Origin of the sequence: Pseudoalteromonas thalassia (assembly GCF_049257215.1) — a bacterium.
Classification (GTDB): domain Bacteria; phylum Pseudomonadota; class Gammaproteobacteria; order Enterobacterales; family Alteromonadaceae; genus Pseudoalteromonas; species Pseudoalteromonas lipolytica_C.
Genome location: NZ_JBMMUE010000010.1, coordinates 66,921 through 85,893, shown reverse-complemented (window position 1 = coordinate 85,893; position 18,973 = coordinate 66,921). Strand labels below are relative to the sequence as shown.

The window sequence follows — 18,973 nt, the reverse complement described above, 5'->3', positions numbered from 1 at the left end:
AGTTCACCGAGGCGCTTCGCGCTACACAGAGAAAAACAGCATTTAAAAATAATAGTCACAAAGAGGATAAGAGGCGCTGCGCTTTAGAGGAAAAAACAAAATACTCTTTTGGTCTATCTCATTCACTTCTCATTCTCTTCTCTTTGTGCAAAAAAATAAATTGAATCACGGAGTGCACCGAGGAGCTTCGCGCTACACGGAGATAAACCGTAAATTACGCGGGGTAAACCCGCTGCTACCGGTTCACTTGTTGGGTTTCACTCCGTTCTACCCGACCTACCAGCAAATAGCTCCTTTCCCGTTTACTCTAGAAACTCGCCAACTCATTCCATCCCCTTCAGCTTCACATGCTCAACCAGCTCGGGGAAAAACGCTAAAAACACCGCGTCTAATTGCTGATAATGACGAGCAATATCGTCTGCCGCTCCTGCAAAGTTGTTAGCAAAACGAATACGCTTGGCGATGTTATCAAGGGCAAGGCCGACCCCATTGAGTGTTTCATATTCTTTAAACCAATCATTATTAGTCATACTGGTCACAACTTGCTGCATGCGTGATGGCATCATGGCTTGGCGCGCATTTAAAAGCCCATAGCTGTGCTGTTTGAATTCAGCTAATGGCTGCTCATTAAAGCGATGCCAATGCTGAATAAGAAAGTGATCAAACGCCACATCAATCGCGACACTTGCAAAGCGTTTACGTGCTGGCGAAAAATACTGCTTAGCCTCTTTGACAAGGGGATGTGAGTCGGTAAACCTATCAACCAAATAATGATTTTCAAGGCCGTTTTTAACCGCGTCAGGTAACTGCGCTGAATAACGACGCCCACCAAAATCCCCAAGCAGATTTCCAAAGTGTGAATCAGCCGTCGGTTGTGCTAAGTAAAGGTGGGCCAAGTAGTTCAACGCATTCTCTAAATTAAGTCATTTTATGCATTGTAAAAGAATACACGTGAAAGGGTCTAGGGGCGCGAGTTAGCAAAATTTTAGAAGCGATTTTATATCGCGTAATCCACTGAATAATCACAAAGAGTGATAAGAGACGCTACGCTTTAGAGGAAAGTAACTAATAGTTTTATTGGGTTACTCATTTACTTCTCATTGTCTTCTCTTTGTGCAAAAGAATATTGAACCACAGAGTACACCGAGGCGCTTCGCGCTACACTGAGAAAAACAGCATTTAAAAATAATAGTCACAAAGAGGATAAGAGACGCTGCGCTTTAGAGGAAAAAACAAAATACTCTTTTGGTCTATCTCATTCACTTCTCATTCTCTCCTCTTTGTGCAAAAAACAAATTGAACCACAGAGTACACCGAGGCGCTTCGCGCTAAACAGAGAAAAACTGTAAATTACGCGGGGTAAACCCGCTGCTACCGGTTCGGCGTTAAAACACCTTCTTCACTTCGAAACTCGTACCTTACACCTTTACCCTGTAACTCGCTAACTTGTTGGGCTTCGCTTCGCTCCACCCAACATACAATAAGAGCTATCCTTTACTCCCCAGCAAACTTTAACATTCGCGTTTGGTCGGTAAGTTCAATATCCACCAGCTCATATGGGGCTTTGGCTGCTTTGGTGACCACAAAAGGCATGGTAAAACTATCATAGCTATCAATCTGTTTTGCTACTTCAACCGTTGCTAGTTTGATACGTTCACCTTTATCGCCTTTGCCGGTTAACGTAGCACGAATGGCGTAGCGACCTGAGTCGGTCACTTGCACCGGTACCTTGGCTTGGTATTTATTATTGCCAAGCGCAGTTACTTTGGCTTTATCCATACTGATGGTTTGTGAGCTATGCACAAACGGCATTTTTATAGAGCGTTTTACCGTTTGACCATTCACTTTAGTGTCTACGCTGGCCTCAAGCTCATAGTAACCATTTATTGCACCTAAGGTTTCAAGCGGGTAATTAAATACGGCTTCACCATTTTCGTAACGTACATCTAGCTTTTCGCCATCAGGACTTGAAAGCGTTAACTTCACATCACTATCTTTAAAGCGCTTTTTACCCATACTTAGCTGCATAGCGACACGTTGTTGCTGATCTTTTACTTTAAACTGCGATTTAGCATGTAAAGCATTGCTCGAGCCTTTTTCGATCACATGCAGCAAGTAGTTGTCGTTGTCGTTAAGCGCTTGGCTTGTTCTTAACATTGCTTTGCCATTTACCTGACCAAGCTTTAATCCAACACTGCCATCGCTAAACCCTGCATTTTCCATTTGTTCTTGTGCAACCATAGTTTGCATTGGCATTTGTCTAAAGTTGTCATCACGCACCGACAACTTATCAAGCTGAAGGCCATGGGGCTTAAATACTTCGCCGTTATCAAAACGTGCTTTTGGCGCAATGCGAATAAAGTTATCAGCTTGGTTTACAAATACAGGCACGCCGCGTTTAAGCTCTTTACCCGAAACTTTCTGCCAATACTCAACGCTGTCTTTTTCTAGTGTTTCAAGTTGAGCGCTCAAAGCTGGTTGAACTTGAGGAAACTGATAAACCGTTTGTTCATTAGCCTGTGCTGCGTTGCTTACAAGCATAATTGCAGCAGCGAGTGTGGTTAACTTATTAATCATAGCGGGCTCCTAAATTCGATTTTTAAGCATGTCTGGCAAACCAAAGCAGTTGCGTCGGCTTTGCTGATGACTTAAAGGTTCACGGCCTTTAGTTCGTGATTTATCGGTAAACCACACCACCCCAGCTAACGACTGAGAACTACAATTTAAAAAGCCATCTGAACAACTGTCTAACCAGTTTTGTGTTACTTCAAGGCCCACTTGATTTTGATAACCGCCACAATAGCTGTCGCTATCCCATACCGCTGATTCAACATCACTGCCCACCACAGTTTCGAATCGAGACGGTAAACTTGGGCGGTTTGGTGTGCCATACAACCACTGTGCGTTATACGACGCCATCCAAGATACCTGCTGTTGTTTTACTGCATCGCTGCCGTAGCCTAAAAGCCAACCTAAACTTTGCTCGAACGAATTACCTGCTATGACCGCATCGGCCAGAGGCGTACCACCACTTGAAGGAGCCAGAGCAATGGTACGCGTGACTTTGCTAATAATATTTGGATAACGGCTATCCCATGTTGGGTTAGATAAAATCCAACGCACCACATTACCGCCATTAGAATGGGTGATCAGAGTTAAATCAGTAATGTTTTTATTATTGATAAATGTAGTGAGCTGCCCTGCCAAACAGCCAGATGCCGCATCGGCCCACATGTACTGATCAAAATCACAATTAATGACCGTGTAATTACTACTGTTTGGTAAACCTTGGCGAACCGTGTCGACAAAACTGCCTGTCCAATAGTCATTATACGCATCGCTTTGCTGGCCTGTACCGTGCACAAATGCGACTCCTTGCGCAGCAAAAGCACTGTGGCTGATACCCGCTGCCAACATTAAAGCTGGCACTAGTGAGAGTGTTTTTATTTTCATGTGTGTTCCTGTTGATTGTAATTATATCTATCAGGTTGGAGGAGTGACCTCCGACCAAAAACATAGACCAAACAGGTACGAAAGCAAGAATAAATTTACAATAATTTAACTTCTGGGTGTTTTTTAAGTACAAATTATTAGTTTTTGGAGAAAAACGTGGGGGGGAGGTGCTAGGTATATAAAAATTGCGTTGTTTACTGAAATAGTTAAACTAAACCCTGCTCTTTTGTCCATTCAAAAGCTTTGAACATTTGTCAAAAAGTTGTTCTAGGCAATAATCTTTATCTAGAATTCAAACTTAATTAAATAAAATACCACCCTCTTATTTTTGGGATTAATAAAAAGACAGTATAAAAAACTCATTTATTCTTTATTTTCCTTTTTTAGATCACTCAATTTTGAATTTCTTGTTTTTTCTATACCAAATAAAGATTTACCAATTTCTTCAATTTTTGCTACGAATTTATCTACATTTGATCCTGCAAAGAAAGCAAAAGCATAGTAACCATAATTCCCATAACTATCATCCGCGGTATTTTGAGACGCATCTAAAACAACTAATCCCGCTTTTAAAAATATGTACGCTACAACACCACAAATGAAACTAGTGATTGGCCTCAAATAATACCAAACTTCCCATGATTTACTCCACTGGTCATGAAGACACCGGTTTAAATAGACAGAGCGTAGACAATATAGTATGCCACCTATTACAGCTACCAAGGCACACCTTAGAGCTAAATCGATACTCTTGATGAAAGTATGTGTTGCAAAATACTCCAACCCTGCATATGACAACGCGACTAACAATAGCCACGCAACTAAATAAGTAATCACAAAGTTCATTACCATTCCTTGCTTTAATTGAACAGCGATTATTTAAATTAAAAACAAAAAAAATAACAATTTAAATAATAGACCATAACCAAAAACCTTCAAAAAAAATTAAAACCAATTCAAATAAAAAATTTAAAAAAATCATTAATAGCTATTAATTTAATATAAATATCAAGGTAAAACTAATTCAACACTTAATTCAAAAAACGAACATACCTTCGACTAAATACTCTATTCTTTTCAATGCTAAAAGTTGATGTCTATGTTCGTTTATTTTCGCTTACATTCAGTTAAAAAAGCCCATTAAAAATGGGCTTTTTAGTGATGTCTAAGTATTAATATCGTAATTATTTTAAAACTGTGAACTGGTTAGGATTGGCAATCACTGCAGTACCGTCACTGAAGGAAACTGTGACTGGGGTATCGTTGTAGTTATAAATAACATAAGTTATTACACCTGCATTATTAAACGCCATTGCACTAGGGAGGTCAGCAGTTAACGCACCGGTACCTGTAGCAATTTGGCCCAAACTATTTAATGTGTGGATCCAGTGATAAGTATGAGCTTTAGTTTCTCCCACTTCTGGCTCGTAACTATCAACTGAGTTGTAGTCATCAATAGCGCTGCTTGCATCAGTCATTGCCATCAAGTTCCACCAAATATCTCGCCATTGGTCAGGTATTAACCCTGACGGCAAATTATTTGCCGATTCAGACAAACCAAGATCAACATAGTTATTCATATAATCTTTGTATAAGCCTACATGCATAATAAGTGGATTGGTTGGCAATCCTTGTATTCCTAATATGTGCGCGTAAGCTGCGCTAAACCAAGTAGAGAATACGGCTCCATCACCCCAAATAATCGATGTTGTGATATATGGATAATCATTAGGAAAATTATTTGCTTCATCATTCATTTGAGCAAAGCCATCAATATTATTCCAATACTCCCAGTATGCTGCCGAGGTGGATGCATGCAAATACATTCCTCTTTCAACAAGCTCCTCGTTTTGAGTAATTAATCCATATAGAACAATAGATCCGTACGCATTAGCAGCCTCAGAGGTAGATTCATTGTTGTTACCTCGAACAAAGTTAACGCTACCTGACGCCCATGAAAAACCGTTAGCAGGATCAAAGTTTCTTACATACGGAAACATTTCATCGTTTTTGCCTGCGGCAAAATCTCTGATTAATAATTCGATAATAGGACCAAATTGATCTGCACTACACCATGCTTTATCTACGCGACAAATTTCGGCCGCAGCGCGAATAAAGTAGCCATAATGGAAATGATGATCATTCAATTGTTGATGCGATGAAAATGACTCTTCAAGCGCTAATAACGTATTCCAATCATTATCGTAAACAAAGTACTTCACTTCATCTAACGCATCATTAGTTTCTGCAGTAAACCAATCTTGTAACTCTGCTTTGAGCCAATTACGCATCTCGTTTGCTTGTAATTGCATACCTGCTTGGTCAGCTAATGCAATTAACTCGGCAACTTTGCTGTAGTTTTTACCAGACCAATAAGCATCAGTTCTGGTATTCCACATTGCTTTTTCAATCGTAAAAAACTCATCAAGTAAGGTCACAAAGGTTTGTTCATCCAAACTGTCAGAAAGCGTTGGCAAACTAGGCAGTACCCCAACATAAGGTAACTTATATGAAAACTCGCTGACTTGAGCATACTTAGTAATACCACGAGCTGAGCGCACTGGGTATTGAGTTGCTAGGTTTGCATTTTTCCAATGCAGCGGCTGTAGTCCTACAAGCGTCGAAATAGGCTGGCTATTTGCATCAAAGTAACGGTGAGTAACAGTCACACTGTTATCCCTTCTATCTACCGCGTAATCTATTTCAACTCGGTTAACAACATTTCGGGCTAATGTAGCAAAGGCATTTATTTGCGCTTCAGTAGGTGTTGCATTCAGCACAGGTAACCAGCTTACAGTAATTTCTTTCGCTTCGTTGATTACACCAATACTATTTGAGCTTATATTTTCAAATACCGTTGTACCTTCGCCGCTTATCAAGAAGTTATTGTGATTACCGGCAACATTAGTCCATATGCCCAAATGATTGTCTTTTTGAAAATAAACACCTTTTTCACCCCCATCGGCTCGCAAGCTTTTTATAACAAAGTCACCGTCAAATGCTTTAAGGTAAACATAAGATGATCCATGAACAAAAGTCGCTTGCATTACCACTAGTTCGTCACTATTTAGCCACTGAATAGTGACACTTGCATCGCTAGAATCACTAACATAAGCGTTTAAATCGCTGTGTATACTATTGGCAATTGCTAAACCGTCAAATACTTCACTGAATGGATCTGGGATTTGATAGCCAAAACTATTACCCGAAGTACGCAACCCAGCCGGAATACCCATCATCCTAAACCCGCGATCAGTAATTCTGGCAGTGATAGGATCTGGCGTAATATAGGCTCCATCATTTGGATCGCCTATTGTCATTTCCCCTAGGAATGAGACTGACCCCCACCACTTATGTGTTGGTGTCGGTTTGGTCGCTGCATCACCAATAACTTGAGGGTAGCGTTTTTTGGGAGTGCCAGTTGGAATACCCGTTAGAGCATCGCATGCATCAATCGCTGGCTCAACAACACCAGCGTTGTAAATCCAGTTACCGTAATCAACAACACAGCGATAACTGTTCGGGTTTATTGCATTTGAAATTGTTCCTAAGCCGTAATTTGATATTTGATATTCAAAATCAACTGGTGGTGGCGGAGGCGGTACATCACCGTTCCCTATAAAATGAATATTATCTAACTTAAATACGGTATTAGTGAACTGGCTTGCCCAAATAACAATTCCAGTGTTGACCTGTTGAAGGTTTAAGCCGCGGTTATTTAAATCAGCTACGTCAATAGTAACCGTTTCCCAACCTTCTTTACCTTTCTCGCCAATTGGATAGTCACCAGACGTACATGGGTAAAAACAATCTAATTTGAAAGTAATATTGCTATCACCACTGACAACTTGCACATCAAATTTTAATTGCCCTGTTTCAAAAGCAGAAAGATCTACAGCATCTGACGAACCAATAAAGAAACCCGCTAGTTGATTATTATCAGCATGTGAAATCTGTAGTACGTTACCACGCTCGGTATCGTATACCCATTCCCAACTAATACTTGGACAACCCGCACCACCATCTTCATTGCATTCAGCGTAATCTATAGCTGCATCAAACGCATTTAACTTACGGTCCCACTCTTGGCCAACTTCACCACCTCTCAGCACGATTAATTCAAAGACTGGTGCTTCCAACACCGTCACTAATCGCGTTTCTGTCGCCGAATTACCAGCCAAGTCTGATGCAGTATAAGTAATCGTATACTCCCCCGGTTCTGCTAATACTTCACCGCTTATATCAACCGTGACATCACCATCAACTAAATCTGAGGCTGTAGCACCAAGTTCAACATAACTCTGTTCATAGGCTAAAGTAATTTCACGATCGCCTAATAATGTAATTACTGGTGATAAAGTATCTGCAACGGTGACTAATCTCGATACTGAAGCACTATTACCAGCTACATCCGAGGCTGAGTACACTAAGGTATAGCTACCGGCAACTTCTTCAACAGTACCATCAACAACAACATCGACGGAACCGTCTTTATCATCAATAGCTGTCGCACCAGGATCAACAAACAAAGTGCCTTGTTCATGGGCAAACTCTGCATCACCCACTAAAGTTATAACGGGTGGCGTAATATCTTCTGGCTCAGGGTCTTCAATATACTGCTCTAAGTAACCATCAAAAAATAGCTTCGATGGTGTGTAAGAAAACTCAAGAAATGTATGTAGTTTTTTTCTCGGTAAAATAACACCTTCTAGCAAAATATAAGGTAAACCACTTTCGGTAATCCCATCTTGGTTTATGACATTATGACTACTTTGAGAGATAACTAACCTTAAGGGTTCAATATATTGATTATTACTTTCATTTTTAATTTTAACGACAACACCTAATATTTTCTCGCTCTTATTGTAGGTGCGCTTACCTTGGCCAATTTTAATATTGCCATTGATTGCCTCCCAAGCAGCATGTGATGCTGGCAAGTAGCCAACCAACAACATCCCTAACACGAAAGCTGTTTTTGAAAATAATTTCATAATTCAGTTCCTTGATATTCGCGAGCAGCATTTTGAATATGTATTAACTTCCCTACCCAACTGATTTTAATAAAAATTAATGTATGTAAACTCTGCTTCATTATTATTCTCCATAATTACTTATTCCTCTAAATCTCTCGCTTACATTTAATATAGCGTTGCCGGGTTGAGGCTTATCTAAATACAAAACAAAAATGAAAGCGCTTACATTTAAGCATTTTAATTTGTAGCTTAGTTTTTAACCTGTTGCAATGACTACATCAATTAAATGCTTATTTAAATCATGAAAAAACAAAACATTTACATATTAAACTTTTAAAACAACACCTTATAAAATTTAAGTGAAAAGCAAAAAACATAGCATCAAAAAAAACAAAACTAATTACATTTTCGGTATCAAAATAATAAAAACGGTAAAAAGTTTTACAAAAAACAAAGCTATCGAATTCACTAAAAGGATTTATAATGATTAAATAAAAATTAATTTATATGAAAGCTAAGAAAGTGAAGACTAAAAATACCCCCTTGATTGAAATCGAGCAAAATTTTAAATACATTCTAACTTGCGCTATATCTATAGTTGCTAGTATTTTTAGCTACTCATCAGCTGCATTCTTAGTATTAATGGTTCTTTGGCCTTATGAATCATTTAAAGATCTGACACCTAGAGTAATTGTTTTCTTTTCTGGAACATGTGCATGTATAACACTTGGTGTACTTTTATCTATTGGTAAAACCTGGGTCATAAAAATTTTTAAAGGGCTGGTTATTACAGCGATTTCAATATCACTTTTTACTTTTTTTATAATTTTATTAACGGACCTTTACGTCCAATCTGTTAATGCTTTAAAGTTATCTAGCTTTTTTATTTTGTTTAACTTATTACTAGCGGTGTTATTCTTTAGCAAACAACTTAAAACTAGCTCCCTCGTTATTAAAAGGTATAAGAGACGTCACAAAAATAAATTACAGTATATTAAAGAGCAATTGTAAGAATAACTGTAACGAAAAACGTTTTTCCATTCATAGGCTCTTGAATCTTAGGAGGGGCTTCTCTTTCACATCCGTTACGCTTTATGCAAAAAATATTGAACCACAGAGCACTCCGAGGCGCTTCGCGCTACACCGAGATTGCAATAATCACAAAGAGGACAAAAGATGCTCTGCTTTAGAGGGAAACATAATTCATTACGACGCGCGAAATAAATTTCACGTCATTGGTATCGGGGTTGACCTTGGCGATGTTCAGGCAAAATCTAGCATAGAACTTATGACTTAAACCTACAAGCTCCTTTACCCTTTCCCCTTGTAACTTGCTAACTTGTTGGGTTTCAGCATTAAAAATGCCTCCTACAACTCGGCATTTTTGCGTGAATACATTTTATGTAAGTTCAGCAGTTTATCTTTAAGGCGCTGTGAATAGGTGACGAAATTTGTCAGTGTACCGGCATCTTTTCTGTTGGTATCAGCAAGTAGCATTAATAACTTACGCTGCGCCTGATTCAGATGCAGTTGCAATAACCTAGCTGCTTTATCTATTTCGTCATTTTTAGGTTGTTCTAAATTCTCGCTGGTATGGGTGAACAAGGTCAGCGTATCACTCGAAAGTTCACGGATCATAATCAAAATATCGCTTTCTAATTCAATAAATTGTTCATTCATAATCCGCTTGCTTTCAAACAGATCAATGATGGAATCATGAATTTGGAACAAATAATCAAAACGGTTAATTTGCAGCATTAACTCTCGCGACTGCTCTTCGTCATTGATTTTACTAACAATAGTAGTGAAATAAGTGATGTATTCCTTCTCAACAAAACTGACATATTCCAAGCGTTTTTGTGCAGTATCTTGAATACCCTTGTAGTTGGTCTCTAAGCTCAGCGTGACCTGATTGTAGTTTTCTTTTAAGAAGTTAAGCAGTTGTTGGTTACCTGATTCTAACTTATCGACGACATGCTGAAACTCTTCATCTTCTTGGTAGGTGGGCAATTCAAGGCGTTCAAAGTCCATTTTTCCTTCACCAAGCAGAAAATCAACAAAGCGCGTAAAAGGGTTAACAAAAACAATAAAAACTAAACTCGCAACCACATTAAAAATAAAGTGGATGTTTGCCAGTGCGACAGCGGGATCAAGCGTAATTTCACTTAACTTATCACCAAACAATAAAATGAAAGGCAGAAACAAAAGCACCCCACCCACATTAAACAACAGGTGGCTCAACGCTGCTTTCTTTGCTGCGATATCCATACCAAACACCGAGATCATAGCAGTTGCTGTGGTACCAATATTGGCCCCCATAATAATGGGTACCGCGTTCTCAAGCCCCAAAATACCTTGCTGAGTAAAAACAATGGCAAGCCCAGTAGTCACCGAACTCGACTGCACCATAGCAGTAAATACACAGCCCACTAAAATCGCTAAAAGTGGGTTTTGCGGCTGAGTTAAAATCTCAATTAACGCAGGGTTGTTTTGTAATGGCGCAAGTGATGAAGAAATCAGGTTAAGGCTAAAAAAGACAAAACCGAAATAGAAAATCGCCTTACCAAAAATAGAAAAGCGATTGCGAGTCAGCGACAGAAAAAAGCCAATAATAATGATCACTGGAGCAAATACCGTCAGCTTAAAAGCCACCAGCTGAGCCGTTATGGTGGTGCCCACATTTGACCCAAAAATAATACCGACACTATTTTTAAACGTTAACACACCCGCATTAACCAGGCTTATGGTGATCACCGACGTCGCAGAACTCGATTGAATAAAGGCCGTCACCACAGCGCCAATTAGCACCCCAAAAATAGGAATGTTAGTCGCGCGACTTAACGATTTACGAAAGCGCTCCCCCGATATACTTTCAATTTCCCGAGAAAAGTTCTCAAGCCCAAAAATAAAAAGGATAATGGCGGTTAGCCCAGCCATGGCTATGTTCAGATTTTCCATTCGCTTATAAAGTGCTGATATTGTTAATCAAGATCGATACAAAAAGTATAGATTTGAGTACCTTATAGCGCAATGATCGAAAACAAAGTAACTGGTTTTAGGGGCGAGTTACGAGGAGCGAGATTCGAGGCTTAGGAGGCGTTTTAACGCCGAACAAAAAAGAGATATTAGATATCAGTCGTTAGAACTCAGATTAGATAGTGCCTGCGCATAGTTAAATTGAAATGCTCATCCGTAGGCGTGAAATTTATTTCGCGCGATAAACATAAGAGCTTACAGCCGTAAGCTATCAGTTTAAGAACACATGTTAGCTAGGTGCTAGGTGCTAGGTGACTCAATTCCAAGTGCACCAACTCTCAAATTTTAAGTGAATAAATTAGTAAAAGGAAAGGAATGACCTTTCCTTTGCACTTTAATTGTGCGATCCGTCGGCGAATATTTCAGTTTGTTCGAGCACCAGTTTAGTGGTCGCTTACGATTGTTCAGGTGGATGTATCTAGTGTCGAAGTAAACGTCTAAAACTAGTCTCGATCCCAAAGCCGAAACACGATGCTGGCATTAACCCCTCCAAAACCAAATCCATTTGATAGCGCATACTGAATATTTATATCCTTTTTAATCAACTTTACTAAATTCAGCCCCCGAGCTGACTCATCTGGATGGTTAAGATTCAAAGTTGGAGGTACAACTTGATCTCTGATTGCCAGCAAAGTAAATATAGCCTCTATTCCACCTGCGGCTCCAAGTAAGTGGCCTGTACTAGACTTTGTTGATGTAATTGCTACATCCGCCCCCTCACCAAATACAGCCCGAATTGCGGCCAGTTCCCCCTTGTCTCCAACTTGAGTTGAGGTAGCATGCGCATTGATATGTTGTATCTCACTTGGAGCTATCCCCGCTTGCATCAAAGCTTGTTGCATAGCTCGCTGTGCACCATTGCCGTCTTTTGGGCCAGCAGTTAAATGGTAAGCATCTGCGCTGGTTCCATATCCAACAATTTCAGCCAAAGGCTTAGCGCCTCTCGCCTTCGCATGCTCTAACGATTCAATGACCAATAAACCTGCCCCTTCGGCCATCACAAATCCATCCCGGTCTTGGTCAAACGGACGTGAGGCTTCTTTAGGATTATCGTTAAACCCTGTCGATAGAGCGCGAGCCGCAGCAAAACACCCAAGCGTAACCCGATCGATAGCGGCCTCTGTTCCCCCGCATATCGCAATATCCGCCTCACCGCTCCGAATAAGCCTAGCCGCATCACCGATAGCCTGAACCCCAGCCGCACATGCTGTTACTGGTGCACCCAGAGGCCCTTTGAATCCATGCTTGATTGATACCTGACCTGCCGCCATATTGGCAAGAAAAGAAGGGGCAGTAAAAGGCGATAGGCGACGGGGCCCTCGAGAATCTGTTGTACGGATCGCCTCGGCAATAGCTCCGAATCCTCCAACCCCTGAAGCAATAATCGTTGCTGTTCGTACTTGCTCCTTTACAGTTACTGGATGCCAGTTCGCTTGCGCTAGCGCCTCATCCGCTGCAACAAGTGCAAACTCAATGAAACGGTCCATCTTCTTACGTTCTTTAACCGAAATAAGACTGTCGGGGTCATAACCTGCTAGAGGGTCTTCTTCCAATGTAGGGACTAAACCACCCACGCTCGCTCCCGTTCCATCAGCGACATCTTTAGGTAGGTTTCGAATTCCTGATTGTCCCGCTAGCATTCGTTGCCAAACCACCTCGGTACCTACACCCAAAGGGCTTACGACCCCCACACCAGTGACAACCACTCTCACTTCATTAGTTTTACTCATGATTATATCTCTTGTTTCAAAAGTATATCGAAAGAACTAGCCCCAAAATGAGGGTCATTTCATGCCAAATGTTTTTCTGATGCCTTTTTCAACTGGGTTAGCAGGCATGAAGCGACGTAATTTTCTAAGAAGTGAAGCTTCTCCTTTTGGTGTATGACGCATTTTCCACGCTCCCAATGCAGCATGAACTACTGTATTTGCTACTCCATCAGGCGCCGGCGCTTTTTGCACATTGTTTTGAATGGCTTGAGAAACAACCCCGCGAGTTGAGTCATAGGCCGATATAAGCTCAGCGGCAACAGGAGCATTAATATCCAGATTGGTTTTTGTGAATGAAGGTTCGACCAGTGAAACTCGAATTCCGAATTCACGAACCTCTTGATCTAGGGTCTCAGAAAGGCCTTCAACCGCATGTTTAGAGGCAGAATATAAACCCATATAAGGTGCTGGTAGAAACCCCAGCACAGAGCTAATATTAACAATACGCCCCGAACGCTGCTCACGCATATACGGTAATACCGCTTGTATAGTGCGTAACACCCCCCAAACATTAGTATCAAAAAGAGCTTGACCTTCGGCAACAGAAGACTCCTCTGTAGCGCCAATCAAGCTCGCACCTGCGCTGTTTACAAGAACATCAATCCTTTGGGTTTTAGCAATGATGGATTGGACTCCACGTTGAATAGATTCTTCGTTGCGGATATCCATTTCGACCAGTTTAACACCAGATATCGGCGCAGACTTTTCTATGTTACGTACCGTGCCAAAGACATCACACCCTCTTTTGACAAACATCTCAGCGGTTGCACGACCAATTCCAGATGATACACCCGTTACTACAACAACATTTTTTAATTTAGACATAAAATTTTCTCTTAAAATATGAGCATTAAAAAATTCAGAATCAGCTAACGTGGTTAGGTCTGATTTTGAACCATATCGAATACATGGCTGGAAGGAATACCAGTGTTAAAACGGTTCCAGCAAAAGTTCCGCCAATCAACGTGTAAGCCAGTGTTCCCCAGAACACAGAATGTGTGAGGGGAATAAAAGCAAGAATTGCGGCCAGAGCCGTAAGTATTACTGGGCGAGCACGCTGCACTGTGGCCTCAACAACCGCATGGAATGGGTCCAAACCGGATAATTCATTGTGGTGAATTTGTCCAATTAGGATCAATGTGTTACGCATTAAAATTCCGGACAAAGCAATCAATCCGACCAACGCATTAATACCGAATGGTTGCTGGAACAAAAGCAAAGTTGGCACCACGCCAATTAGTCCCAAAGGACTCGTTAGAAATACCATCACCATGCCAGCAAATGAGCGCACTTGGAGGATGAGGATCAATAGAGTTAGCGCTATCATGATCGGGAAAAGTGGCAGCATGGCTACGCTGGCCTTACCGGACTCCTCAATAGAGCCCGCTTCCACAATATGATAGCCACTAGGCAATTTTTGTATGATGGGTTGTAATTGCTGAGTAATTACATGCGATACATCCGGCGGTTGTAAGCCTTCGGTAATATCACCACGTACAGTAATAGTTGGCACCCGATCTCTACGGCGCATGATTGGCTCTTCCTGTCGAATCTCAACGTTACCGACTTGAGATAAAGGAATACGTTCACCGTGAGCTCCTGCCAGAGTGAAGTTTTCTATTTTAGATGGATCAAGCCGTGTTTCACCCGATGAGCGAGCGACTACCTGAACGGTACGAATATCTTCCCGCACACTGGTTACTGGTATACCGTTTAGCAAGAACTGTAACTGCTGAGCGACACTATTGGAGTTCAAGCCTAAAGCCTGAAGCCTATCCTGCTGCAATGAGAAATGTACGGTAGGTACACGAGTTCCCCAATCTGCGTTTACAGTGCGCATCATGGGACTTGCTTCCATAACCTGTTGTACTTCATTCGCAATGTTGCGCAATGCACCTGGATCAGGACCTGTCACCCGATACGCCACTGGAAATGGCGAATAGGGGCCGAATACCAGTTGAGTCACACGCACTCGCGCTTCCGGCGCTAAACCATCAGCGATAGCTCGACGCAGGCGATGTTTCAACACCTCTCGTTCTTCTTGGTTGTCAGTACGAATGACGATTTTGGCAAAAGAAGGATCAGGAAGCTCAGGCCCTACAGATAAGAAGAATCTTGGAGCCCCTTGACCGATATAAGCGGTGACAATCTTGGCCTCTTTTTGTTGCGCTAACCAATGCTCAACTTTGGCCGAAGCTGCGCTAGTTTGTGTGATAGCAGTACCGTAAGGCATCTGCACTTCAACCAACACTTCTGGTCGGTCAGAAATAGGGAAAAATTGTTTCTTAACAGCCGACATACCGAGTACAGCGATAACGAACAGGCTTACGACTGATACCGCTACCCACCATTTTTTGGCAATGACCCGTCCCAAAAACTGGCGGAATTGGTTGTAACGAGCCGTATTATAAATTGCACCATGCCCACCTTCGACTTTCTTAAAGTCAGGTAATAACTTGACTCCTAAGTATGGTGTAAATACCACCGCAACTACCCAGGATGCGATAAGTGCAATCCCGACAATCCAGAACATATTGCTGGTATATTCACCGGCAGAGGAACGTGCAAAGCCATTGGGCATAAATCCTACAGCAGTCACCAGTGTTCCTGAAAGCATGGGAGCTGCGGTCAGACTCCAGGCATAGGAAGAGGCGGCAATACGGCTATAACCTTCCTCCATTTTCACCACCATCATTTCGATAGCAATAATGGCGTCATCCACTAATAACCCCAACGCCAGAATCAAAGAGCCCAGAGTGATACGGTCAAAGTTCTTCCCCGTCGCCAGCATGACAACAAAAACAATGGCAAGCGTTAAAGGCACGGCCGCAGCAACAATTACACCTGGCCGCCATCCCATACTAACAAAGCTTACTAGCATCACAACGGCCAATGCTGCGAAGAATTTGATCATAAACTCATCGACTGAAGCGTGAATGTTCACTGCCTGATCTGTTACCTTGAATAGACTCATACCCAAAGGCATTTCGGCATTAATCTCACCAACTTCCTCGGCAAGCGATTTGCCAAGGTCAAGACCATTCCAACCATCACGCATAACGATATCCAATAACAGCACTGGCTCGCCGTCATTTCGTACGATGAATGTGGCCGGATCTTCATAACCGCGATTTACCGTAGCAATATCTGACAACTTTAACGTCTGCCCTTTAACTACAATAGGGGTATCGCGTATTTTTTTTAAGTTGTCGAAAGCACCATCCAAACGAATAAAAACTTCTGGTCCTTTAGTTTCAACTGAACCCGCGGTCGTCAGCACGTTTTGATTGTTGAGAGCAGCAAAAACTTCCGGTGGGCTTACCCCTAATGTTGCCAAGCGTTCATGGGAAAACTCCACATAAATACGCTCTGGCTGTTCACCGATAATATTGACCTTTTTAACACCAGGGACATGAAGCAAACGTTGACGTAGTGATTCTGCATCACGAACCAGTAATCGTTGAGACTCACCCTTGGCTTTGAGTGCATAAAGCGCAAAAGTGACATCGGAATACTCGTCATTAATGAATGGTCCCATGACACCGGCAGGAAGATTACGAATTTCGTCTCCGATTTTTTTGCGGGCCTGATAAAACTGCTGCTGTACTTCAGATGGAGGCGTTTTATCCAACAAGGTCAACGTGGTAAAGGCAAGTCCTGGACGAGTGAAGGTTTCGGTACGGTCATACCAACGTAGCTCCTGCATCCGTTTTTCGATCTTCTCGGCAACCTGATCCTGCATTTCCTGGGCGGTAGCACCGGGCCAAGCGGTGACAATTGTCATCACCTTGATAGTAAAAGAAGGATCCTCAGCACGCCCTAACTTAAAGAATGAGATAACTCCAGCAATAGAGATTAACAGTATGAGGAATAGAGTGACGGCGCGTTCACGTACTGCGAGCGCCGAGAGATTGAAACGACTCTCGCTCATGGACGTGCTCCCCCTGCAACTGACCCGGAAGAAGAAACTGCAACACGCACCCGTTCACCATCGTGTAACAGATGAGCTCCGAGAGCGACGACTTGATCACCTTGTTTGATTTGACCACTAACAAGCGCAGAATCATCGCCAAGGTCTAAAACCGTGACGGGATGCCAAGATACTTTAGAAGGCTCTCCATCGACACTCCAAACTCCTGTTCCTTTACCAGCATCAAACAAAGCACCAATGGGTACTTGCAACCCTGTTTTTGAAACGGAGCGTTCATTGGTTACGTTAATGGTAACGGTAGAGCCTAAAGGAGCGTCTTGCAGTGCTCCGGTAAGTACATATCTTGCTTCAAAAGTACGTGTGGCGGGGTCTGCGGCATCTGAAAGCTGTCTGAGCTTTGCAACCGACGACATATCAGGTCGGCCAAAAAGCTGTGCTTGTCCCGTGGAACCCAATGAAGGGCGCAAGGTTTCAGGTAACTGGATCACTGCTTCCCGAGCTCCTGCATGCGCAACTCGGACCACTATCTGACCGGCACTCACAACTTGCCCAGGCTCAGCAAGAGTTTCAATTACGGTTCCATCAGCATCAGCGACAAGATCCGTATACTGGGTAGCATTGATTGCAACTTCAGCTTGTGCTTGTGCTGCACGCAGCTGAGCTTCCGCCGTATCCGCAGCGGCTTTTACTTGATCGTAAGCCGAAGCAGATATAGCGCCAGTGCCGCGTAAATCCCGATAGCGGGCTTCATCTTCCACCGCCTGTTTCGCCGCAGCTTTGGCCGCCACAACGGCCTCTTGTTGGGCATGAGCAGCGAGCTTCAGGTCTATAGGGTCAAGTCGCATCAGTACTTGTCCGCGCTTCACCACTTGTCCGGTATCCACAAGGCGTTTTAGCACCTTACCTGATACACGAAAACCAAGGTCGCTTTCTATTCGAGCCGCTATGACGCCAGTGAAAGAACGTGATTCAGCACTGGACGTACTAATCGTAACGGTCCGCACCAGAGGCGCTTCAGTACGGGGATCGGACTGCTTTTCTTCACCGCAAGCCGTTAAGACCAGCGGTAAAACAGTGATAATTGCAATTGTAAGTATGTTGTAACGAGACATACATAAGGCTCCATGAAGGACTGTTCAGGAGTGCAATTATTATACTGGTGACCAAATTAGTCAATAGTCACTTTTTATTTTAAGGTGCGAGGCTGCGAAGAACCAAGCTGGAAAGCTGAACTGGAGCCTCATCAATGAAATCAAAGTTGTGTTGCAACATAAGAGGATTCAAATAAGGTCTCATAACCAGATAGATAGCTGTCGTCATTTCATCTAACGGTGTTTTTCGCTCAAAATCTCCTGATTGACGCCCTTCTTGAAGAATCCCTTGAAGTAGCAATTTAATGTTTTGCTCATAGTGAATAGTTGCCAGCCAACGTTCAGCGGCGGCTGAAGCAGCAATTTCATAGAGCTTTTGGTCTTGGGAAAATAGCCGAAAGCTTGCCTGAACAATTTCTTTAAACATCCGACGCAGCTTCTCTGGCGGCTGGTCAACATCTTCTATCGCTTTTCGAACGTCGGCCTCAATCCCACCTAAGCAGTTTGTACAGATACTTTCGCCAATGGCTTGTTTAGAAGAAAAGAATTTGTATATATATGCCTTTGAAAAACCAATTGATTTTGCCAAATCTGAGACAGTGGTTTTTCCATAACCGTAGCGGCTGAAATGTTCTGTAGCTGCCATAACAATCTGATCACGCACATCATGATCAACAGGACCTCGATTCAATGTAGGACTGTTGTGCTCTTCACCCATAA

12 protein-coding genes are annotated in these 18,973 nt (G+C 42.3%); 1 reads left to right on the top strand and 11 read right to left on the bottom strand.

The window, feature by feature from the left end:
* Positions 1-323: 323 nt before the first annotated feature.
* From AAEU31_RS12950 to AAEU31_RS12930, 5 genes are all read right to left on the bottom strand, one after another.
* Positions 324-905: an acyl carrier protein phosphodiesterase gene (locus AAEU31_RS12950; RefSeq protein WP_421967413.1), complete on the bottom strand. Its 582-nt coding sequence runs from the start codon at positions 903-905 to the stop codon at positions 324-326.
* A gap of 589 nt (positions 906-1,494) precedes the next feature.
* Positions 1,495-2,577 (bottom strand): DUF4785 domain-containing protein, encoded by a 1,083-nt coding sequence (locus AAEU31_RS12945; protein WP_421967412.1) that lies wholly within the window; start codon positions 2,575-2,577, stop codon positions 1,495-1,497.
* Between the two features lie 9 nt (positions 2,578-2,586).
* On the bottom strand, positions 2,587-3,453 hold the full coding sequence (locus AAEU31_RS12940; protein ID WP_199526767.1) for a hypothetical protein: 867 nt from the start codon (positions 3,451-3,453) through the stop codon (positions 2,587-2,589).
* 363 nt (positions 3,454-3,816) lie between these two features.
* Positions 3,817-4,299, bottom strand: a complete 483-nt coding sequence (locus AAEU31_RS12935; RefSeq protein ID WP_235404572.1) for a hypothetical protein — start codon at positions 4,297-4,299, stop codon at positions 3,817-3,819.
* Between the two features lie 338 nt (positions 4,300-4,637).
* Positions 4,638-8,444, bottom strand: coding sequence for a glycosyl hydrolase (locus AAEU31_RS12930; RefSeq protein ID WP_421967411.1), 3,807 nt, complete (start codon positions 8,442-8,444; stop codon positions 4,638-4,640).
* A 489-nt stretch (positions 8,445-8,933) separates the two neighbouring features.
* On the opposite strand from AAEU31_RS12930, the gene AAEU31_RS12925 reads away from it, so the two are divergent.
* Positions 8,934-9,437, top strand: a complete 504-nt coding sequence (locus tag AAEU31_RS12925) for a hypothetical protein (protein WP_421967410.1) — start codon at positions 8,934-8,936, stop codon at positions 9,435-9,437.
* A 357-nt stretch (positions 9,438-9,794) separates the two neighbouring features.
* Here the strand turns inward: AAEU31_RS12925 and AAEU31_RS12920 are convergent, their stop codons facing one another.
* From AAEU31_RS12920 to AAEU31_RS12895, 6 genes are all read right to left on the bottom strand, one after another.
* The gene (locus tag AAEU31_RS12920) at positions 9,795-11,384 is read right to left on the bottom strand and encodes a Na/Pi cotransporter family protein (protein WP_167658077.1); all 1,590 of its coding nucleotides are present in this window, start codon (positions 11,382-11,384) and stop codon (positions 9,795-9,797) included.
* Positions 11,385-11,905: 521 nt separating this feature from the next.
* Positions 11,906-13,192 (bottom strand): beta-ketoacyl-ACP synthase II, encoded by a 1,287-nt coding sequence (fabF, locus tag AAEU31_RS12915; protein WP_421967409.1) that lies wholly within the window; start codon positions 13,190-13,192, stop codon positions 11,906-11,908.
* 54 nt (positions 13,193-13,246) lie between these two features.
* Positions 13,247-14,056 (bottom strand): oxidoreductase, encoded by an 810-nt coding sequence (locus AAEU31_RS12910; RefSeq protein WP_421967408.1) that lies wholly within the window; start codon positions 14,054-14,056, stop codon positions 13,247-13,249.
* A 40-nt stretch (positions 14,057-14,096) separates the two neighbouring features.
* Entirely contained in the window at positions 14,097-17,162 is a 3,066-nt protein-coding gene (locus AAEU31_RS12905; protein WP_421967407.1) for an efflux RND transporter permease subunit, read from the bottom strand.
* Positions 17,159-18,274 carry an efflux RND transporter periplasmic adaptor subunit gene (locus AAEU31_RS12900; RefSeq protein WP_421967406.1) on the bottom strand — a complete coding sequence of 372 codons (1,116 nt, stop codon included), beginning with the start codon at positions 18,272-18,274 and terminating at the stop codon, positions 17,159-17,161. The genes AAEU31_RS12905 and AAEU31_RS12900 overlap by 4 nt, the downstream gene beginning before the upstream one ends.
* A 79-nt stretch (positions 18,275-18,353) precedes the next feature.
* A complete protein-coding gene (locus AAEU31_RS12895; protein ID WP_421967405.1) occupies positions 18,354-18,971 on the bottom strand; it encodes a TetR/AcrR family transcriptional regulator in 618 nt (205 codons plus the stop codon).
* Positions 18,972-18,973: the final 2 nt, after the last annotated feature.